This is a genomic window from Streptomyces sp. NPDC002690 (genome assembly GCF_053592415.1).
On the sequence record NZ_JBSFVR010000752.1, the window covers coordinates 1 to 1,191 of the forward strand.

Here is a 1,191-nt window from a genome sequence, read left to right on the forward strand (position 1 = left end):
CAGCTCGTCCAGCACCGCCCGCTGACCGGGCGTGAGCAGGCCGCGCAGCGTCTCCCACAGCCGCTGGTTCGCCGCCTCCCGCACCGACGCCACCAGCCTGGCGAACCGGCTCACCCCCGGCAGCAGCACCCGCCGCTCACGCAGCCACCCCACCACCGCGTCGAACAGCGCCTTCGGTCCCTCCCCGGTCGTCCAGGCCCGCGCGCGTCCAGCCACACCACCAGCTCGTCCCGGACCTCGGCGAAGTCCCGCCAGCCACCCGTCCTGCTGGATCTCCCCGGCGTGAGAGCGGGCCGTGCCGTCCCGCTCTCCGTACTCCGCCAGCACCGAGGCGTCCTCGATCCCCAGCTGCTCGGCCAGGTATTCCGCCACATCGTGTGGCACCTGCCGCGGGTCCGGCATGAACCGCCCCTGGAAGCGCACCGTCGTCAGCTGCACCGCGAAGCCCAGCCGGTTGCGCGCCCGCCGCTTCGCCTGCACCTTCTCCCGGTCCGCGTCGTCCAGGAAGAAGAATCGTTCCAACTCCGCCCGTGATGGGGCGCCGTAGAACGCCCCGTACCGGGACGCCTGCTCATCCGTCAGAAACTAAGGGCTGTCCCGTAAGTGGGTTCCGCGGTCGGGGCTTCAGAGGAAGGCCAGCGGGACGTCCTTCTCGATGCAGAGCCGCAGGACGCCCGCCAGCTGGCGGGCGTCCTGGTTGTGCTGCTGAAAGAGTTGGTCGCCGCCCTCGCGTGCCCACTGGTCGGTTATGGTCTCCAGCCGGACCAAGATCGACGCGCACTCGTCAACCGAGAGGTCGTCACCGCCGGCATCCGGATGATCGAGGAGTGGCTTCAGTGCGGTGGACACCTCACTCCACGGGCGCTCGCCGCCGAAGCCTTGCATCTCAGAGAGGGCGAACCCCTCGGCATCGGCCAGACGCCGCCGGAACGCGGCAAAGCCGCTGTAGGACCAGGAGACATCCGGACTGCTGTTGTCTCCGTCGCCCGGGAACAGAACCAGCCCCATGCGCCCTCCCTGCTTGTCGAGCACACAGGATCGAGGACGGTGGACAGCGTCTGCAACTGAGATGATCTTGGTGTGGCTGGTGTGATCGCGGCGTCGGAGCCGTCCTAATCCGGTTGTAACGACAGCCCTCAGGGACGTACGCCAGGGCTGTTCGAGCAGTAGAAGTTGGTCGCGATGGCGGTC

Annotated in this window: 2 protein-coding genes; both read right to left on the minus strand. The window is 68.6% G+C overall.

The features are described 5' to 3' along the window. Positions 1 to 582: DUF4158 domain-containing protein (locus ACWD3D_RS37290; RefSeq protein ID WP_451465060.1), on the minus strand; the 582-nt coding region annotated here is incomplete at its 3' end. A gap of 42 nt (positions 583 to 624) precedes the next feature. Continuing rightward, complete coding sequence (locus tag ACWD3D_RS37295; protein WP_451465059.1) at positions 625 to 1,008, minus strand: hypothetical protein; 384 nt, start codon at positions 1,006 to 1,008, stop codon at positions 625 to 627. Positions 1,009 to 1,191 lie beyond the last annotated feature (183 nt).